General features: G+C 34.7%; 4 protein-coding genes. All 4 read right to left on the bottom strand.

From position 1 onward, the window contains the following. Positions 1 to 218: 218 nt before the first annotated feature. A complete protein-coding gene (locus V7266_RS14610; RefSeq protein ID WP_335468623.1) occupies positions 219 to 1,499 on the bottom strand; it encodes a nucleotide sugar dehydrogenase in 1,281 nt (426 codons plus the stop codon). 264 nt (positions 1,500 to 1,763) lie between these two features. Next, entirely contained in the window at positions 1,764 to 3,095 is a 1,332-nt protein-coding gene (locus V7266_RS14615) for a glycosyltransferase (RefSeq protein WP_335468624.1), read from the bottom strand. Further along, entirely contained in the window at positions 3,049 to 4,323 is a 1,275-nt protein-coding gene (locus V7266_RS14620) for a glycosyltransferase family 4 protein (protein WP_335468625.1), read from the bottom strand. The genes V7266_RS14615 and V7266_RS14620 overlap by 47 nt, the downstream gene beginning before the upstream one ends. Positions 4,324 to 4,904: 581 nt before the next feature. Further along, complete coding sequence (locus tag V7266_RS14625) at positions 4,905 to 6,218, bottom strand: SpoIID/LytB domain-containing protein (protein ID WP_335468626.1); 1,314 nt, start codon at positions 6,216 to 6,218, stop codon at positions 4,905 to 4,907. Positions 6,219 to 6,613 lie beyond the last annotated feature (395 nt).

Here is a 6,613-nt window from a genome sequence, read left to right on the forward strand (position 1 = left end):
GATTATGCTACTTGCTTATACAAACAATTCTTCACTGATTAATTAATATAAAGTATTTCAAAATAACTATTAAATATTCCATAAAGTATAGTAGGTATACCACCATACAAAAATTGAGCTTTAATTCCTGTATAAGTTAGCATTTATCAGTTTATAAAAATAAAAGTGTTGCCGGATAGAAAAAGTTCAACCCAACAACACTCTGTATTTTTTTAAAATTATCTTGATAAAACCATTTCCTTTTTAATAGAGTTATAAAGATTCCCAAAATTAATATAATCAAAATCAGCAGGAACATTTTTCATTATATTTCTTGTATCAAAGATTCTCTTGTTATTCATTTTTGTCATTTTGCTGAAGTCAAGTTCTTTAAATTCACTATGGTCAGTGAGAAGAAGAATTAGATCGGATTTATTTACTGCCTCTTCCATATCATTAATAACGATATCTCCTTCTACATGTGGATCAAAAGCTCTAACCTCATATTTACCTTGTTCCTCAAGCATTTCATAGATTTCCATTGCAGGACTCTCACGAATATCATCAACATTTCCTTTATAGGTTAATCCGAATACAGTTATAACTTTACCGTCAACATTTTCCATTAAAGTATTCACGTTATTTACTACGTACTCAGGCATTGAAGTATTAACTGAACGTGATAAATTAATAATTTGAGCCTGCTCTGGAGCTTTTGCAACAATAAAATATGGATCTACAGCTAGACAGTGTCCTCCAACCCCTGGTCCTGGATAATGAAGGTTTACACGTGGATGTTTGTTTGCCATTTCAATAACGTCTAATGCGTTAATTTCTAATTCATTACATACCTTTGTTAACTCATTAGCAAGAGCAATATTTACATCACGGAATGTGTTTTCCATTAACTTGGACATTTCTGCAGTCTTAGCAGTCGTCTTAATGATTTCCCCTTTTACAAAAGTACTATAAACCATTGCACCAGCTTCGGTACACTCAGGAGTGATTCCACCAACAATACGGTTGTTGTATATTAACTCATGTAGAATTTGTCCTGGTAAAACTCTTTCTGGACAATGCACAAGGAAGATATCTTTACCTACAGTAAAGCCAGCTTCTTCTACTAGAGGTTTCACATAATCATCCATACTTCTTGGAGCAATTGTAGATTCTACAATTAACACATTCCCTTTTTCAAGGTACGGAATAACGCTATTTACCGCACTTAAAACATATGTTAAATCACAAGATTTATATAAATCATCATTATTCGGTGTTGGTACAGCAATGATAAATGCATCAGCCTTTTCAGGTGAAAGTGTTGCACGGAACGTACCTTTTTCAATTACTTCATTTAATGCCTCTTGTAAACCAGGCTCTTCAATGTGAATTATCCCTGAATTCAACAATTCAACAACTTCTGGTCTGATTTCTACACCTACTACATTAACATCATGCTTTGCAAACATAATTGAAGTTGGTAATCCGATATATCCTAATCCTACAGTACAAAGTTTCAAATTAATTTCCCCCTAATAATTAAATAAATTTTTATTATTCTATCAGTTAATCTATAACTCTCATATACTAGTAAGATAACGATCTTACAATAAACTTTTCTTCTAAATAATCTAAATAAATATATAATTCCTTCAATCTATTCTATTAGAAGTAATCAACGCCTTGTATTCTGACGCCTTAGTCATCATATCATGTGTTTCTTTATTCGACAATATTTACGAGCTGGTAAATAACTGGATACTCCACCAAAAACAACTAAATACCTATTGGATTCTAGCCTGAACTCCATCGGAATACTCACTAACCGGGAATCTACTAGCGTTATATACATTAAGGAATAGGTTCTTTTCATTTTCCCAATTGTATTTTCCACTTGATGCAATAGACTTCTCTTTCATTTCTGTATGAGCACGTGGATTGGTTAATAACCAGTTAACACCAGCTGCTATAGATTCAGGGTCATGTGAATCAATACAAATCCCTGTACCGTCACTTTCAACAACTCCCTTAATTTCGGGGAAATCACACGCCACTACAGGCACACCTGCCATCATATATTCAAACAATTTATTCGAAGAAGCGGAATAATGATTGAAACATACATTATTTAAAACCTGAAACCCTAAATAAGCATTTCTTGTATATTTAGGAAGTTCCTTTAGTGGTACCTTTGGAAGGAACTTAATTTTATCTTCAAGCTTCATTTCTTGGACAGTTTTTTCTAATTCCTTTTTTATTTTTCCATCCCCTATTAATACTAGGACTCCTTCGTTAAAAAGCGGAGCGGCTTTGACTAATTTATCTAATCCTCTACCAGTTTGAATACCACCTTGGTACAGTAGAATTTTTTCTCCTTTAGGTATGCCTAAAATCCCATGCAAATCAACTTTTTCATCATTAATGTCCTTTTGCTTAAAAGGGTAGTTATGAACTACATGAGGATAAAACCCATATAAGTCTTCGTTATATGCAGCCCGTGTATGATTCTCTACGATCATTTCGTCCATTCTCTTAATAAGGAACGCCTCTAGCTTTCCATAAATTGGACTTTGATATCCCGTCCGGCTCGTTTGAACCTCATGTGAATCATATATTAACTTTTTGCGTTTTAAGCGCCATTTAGCGCAAATATAACCTTGTGGGAGAGTATTTAAATCATTGGAATGATAAATATCGTAATCCTTTTGAAATCCCTTCATAATCATTCCGAGAATAAGACTTCCTCGTACCCATACTACCTTTAATTTTGTTTTCAATAAAACCACTGCTAATACGGTTAGTATTGAAAAAACGATCGGTGCCATATAGATTAGTAATGCCCAAACAAGCAAGAAAAAAGCTCCAAACAATTTATTCTGCAAGGAGTACTTGTAAATTTTCTGCATTAATTCTAATACAACAGGATATCGTTTCAGCCTGTATACTTTAAACCGTTCATTTCTTTCTTCGTATCTTGGTAACGATGCATCTTTTGGATCGTGGATACATAATAAATCTACTTCATATCCTGCTTCTGATAATGCGGTGCACTCACGCAAAACCCGTGCATCATTTGTGAAGTGATTCCATACGAACATGCAAACTTTCTGTGACATCTGTTGTATCCTTCCTTTGTAGAGGTAAAGTACATTCATTCATATATGCTATTAAACTAGTAATATTTTTTTCCCAATTGAAATCGTTAAGAATCAATTGCTGACACTTTTTTGCCATTTTGTATCTTGTCGAATTGTTATCTAAAAGATTCATAATATGTGATAGGATTTGCTCAGGATTATTATCATGTATAGCAATTCCTACACCATGATTATTTACTAAATCCTTTGCGTACCCATCAATAACGCCAACAATCGGAACTCCACAAGTCATGTAATCAATAATTTTGCCTGGTAGAACCGTTTTAAAGACATCCTTGTCTTTTAGGGTAACCAAACCTAAATCATGCTCCGCAATAATTTCTAAGCATTGTTTCTTTGTCACCGGGTTAATAATCGTCACATTCTTATGGTTTTTAATGGATTCTACAAGTTGCTTCTTGTTTACACCATAACCAATAACGGTTAGTTGAATGCCCTTCTCTTCTAAAAGAGGAACCAATTGGTAGATAATATCCGTATTTTGAGCTAGTCCTAGGTTCCCGGCATATATAATTTTTTTACTTTGCTCTTTTTTATGTTCAATTGATGCCATTTCCTCTTTTATAACACTGTTAGGAATGAACATTATTTTTGATTCTAGGATCCCTGCTTTTCGTTGGATATATTCTTGAAAGCCTAAACTATTTATGACGATTTTGTCGGATTTTTTATATAATAACTTTTCCAATGCACCAAAAATATTCAAGATCACGGCATTGTCAAAGACACCGACACCTTTTAAGGATTCAGGCCATAAATCCCTAATATCTAAGATAAACTTTGTTTTATATCTATATTTAGCAAACAAACCAACAAATCCAGTAAAGATTGGTGGTGAAGTAACAAAAATATAATCATACTTGTACTTATCCTTAAGGATGATCATTATAAATTTGAACATTATTTCTAGATAGTAAAACAGGCGATTCAAGAAATTGGCAGAATACTTTCTGTTCCTTATTCCAATCCTAATAATGTGCTCATTGTCGAGATTTAAAGACTCCTCATCCCAAAATTGACCATCTTCGTACATTTTCTTATTCGGATATGAGGGTTGTGTTGTCAGAACTGTGGCCTCAAAGTTATTTTGGGCTAACAACATGTATAGATGTTTAATCCGGTTCGCATGACTTCCAATTTCCGGATAAAAATGCTGCGTAATAATTAAAACACGTTTCACTCCCATTTCCCCTTTGTTTCATATCTATCTATCTATATTCACTCACTCTAAATCTAAAATGGGATCACATATTTCTAATATAATATTACAAGTAATTTACTCTGAATTAAATAGGTCTTGGTAATTTACATTTCATTACCAATTGATGTTTATTTTTCATATAAGTATTCAACTAATAGGCAAAAATAAATATCTAATAGAAAAATAAGAGCCTAATTACCCATCCTCCCTATTAGATATTTTGATATACAAAGACAAAAGTACTAATAAAATTACAAAAAACACCCATGATATTTAGCTTACATTAGTTTACCACTAATTATTTTGACGGTAAAGAGTATAATTTGTCGAATATTGTTAAAATAATAAAAAAAGCAATTAGTAACTCTGTACACTACCTTGCCACTTTCTCAACTAGTTCTACACGGAAACCAAACAATAACAAGTATTATTGAATACGTAAAGAAAGGGAAGCTAATTAAAGCCTCCCGGGAAAGTCCGGAAGGCTTAGGTAAGGTTTTTAGCTCTAGTTTGTGTGACAAAGTGAATTTAGTATATAGAAACTGCATAAAGACACTATTTTCACTTTAGTAACTAGCTTTCAAAACATACACCTTAGAATTAACGGTATGCGGATAATAAAAAGCCAAGATACTATTGTATTTTAAGCCAGCATTCGCCCGGTTGTTGGCACCATGCTGACTCATCCCCACTCCATGACCTTTTCCTGATCCTGAAATGGTATAGGCAGAACTGGTTTGTGCCATATTCGTGATTAACGTACTTGGAAACACACTTTTTCCCATAATGTTTCGATTTTTATCAGCAATCGCACCTGTATAGCTGATGGTTTGAAGCTGCAGCTTCCCCGTTGAATCAACTTTCCCCTTTACATAAAAGGTAAACTGGATATCCCCTCTTGAGACCCTGCCGCTTTTCGTCTTTTCATAAAAAGACAATTTTGGGATACTAACGATCTTTATTTGCTTGTTACTATACCCGTTCTGGGATAGCCATGTTTTCATATTACTAGCGATGGCTGAATCGGCCTCCACCGTTTTATCCCACCATTTCGCAGGATTACGGAGATCTAATCCGGTGGTATTGATTTGTTGTTTATGTATGATGGAGCTCCACTTTATTTTTGTATCATAGATGTCTTTCTGAATTGGGAAGTATGGAAGTGGAGGAGTGCCGAACTCATTGTAATTGCTCTCGGTCATTCCTCCGTTCGAAGCAGAAAATAAGGTATCAATGACTTTTCCGTTATAGGTAAGGATTTGCCCGACCGTTTCTTGGGTGGCTGCCGTAGAGTTAGGATGCAGTTTGGCAGTTCCCTCGTAGAACTGATAGGTAGTTGTATCGTTGATGACCTTGTTGATTCGGTAAAAGGCATAGGTTCGTGCAGCAACCGCCTGTGTTTTCAGTGCTTCCTTATTCCAAGAGGCGTACATCTCAGACGGAACGACACATTTTAGATAGTCTTCTAGATAAATCCTATTTGTTACTCCTACATAGCGTCCATTGTCCACTGCAAAATTAAAATTCCCTAAATATGTATGGTTATTGAATGTAGCGGTATCTTTCCGGCTGCTGGTTTTGATCGCCAGGTTGGCACCTATGGCGAGTCTTGTAGAACCGTCGTATAAACTTATGTATGGCTTGTTACTTTGGGTTACTACTTTTACCGTGTACGTTTTGGCGGTACTTAAACGGGTGGCTGTGGCTGTCCCATTTAGGTAGTAGGTTCCTGATACTTTTAATGAAATACTTGGTTTGTTAGCTAGATAATTGACTAGTTTTACTTGCATTTGAGGTTCTTGGGCAATAGCTTCCCCACGGTTAGGCAGGTACGCTAACCATAAAAAAGCAATGAGTACCGTTATTACTAGTTTCTTCATTCGTAACTCCTTTCAACTCATTTTATGGAAGTTTAGTGCTTTCATACTATATTTTACCATAGTGCTATTTTTAGAGAATAAGAAGTTAGAAATTTTCAAAAAAATAAGCCGCCTGCTAGAGGCGACTGTCATTACATGGTCTAATTTTATTTAATGGTTACAGAAACCGGCGGCACTGATAAATCTCCCAGATTGGAATTAGAGTCGAAGCGGATCTTATACGTTCCTACTGCAGTATAAACTGGAATAGTACTAATAACTCTTCTCTTTTTGCCATAAATTTCTCAAAATCACTCGTTTTATTGTTTTTGCACCACTCAATTACCTACCATTATTACTGTGTACGGACTATAATTTCCTCCGCTATCTCTTACAGTTACACTTACTCTCGTTCC

This window comes from Neobacillus drentensis (assembly GCF_036965645.1).
GTDB lineage: Bacteria > Bacillota > Bacilli > Bacillales > Cytobacillaceae > Neobacillus > Neobacillus drentensis_D.

Excerpts from the sequence above, each read along its gene's own strand:
- V7266_RS14625 (WP_335468626.1), bottom strand. The coding sequence starts at position 6,218 with ATGAAGAAACTAGTAATAACGGTACTCATTGCTTTTTTATGGTTAGCG.
- V7266_RS14615 (WP_335468624.1), bottom strand. The coding sequence starts at position 3,095 with ATGTCACAGAAAGTTTGCATGTTCGTATGGAATCACTTCACAAATGAT.
- V7266_RS14620 (WP_335468625.1), bottom strand. The coding sequence starts at position 4,323 with ATGGGAGTGAAACGTGTTTTAATTATTACGCAGCATTTTTATCCGGAA.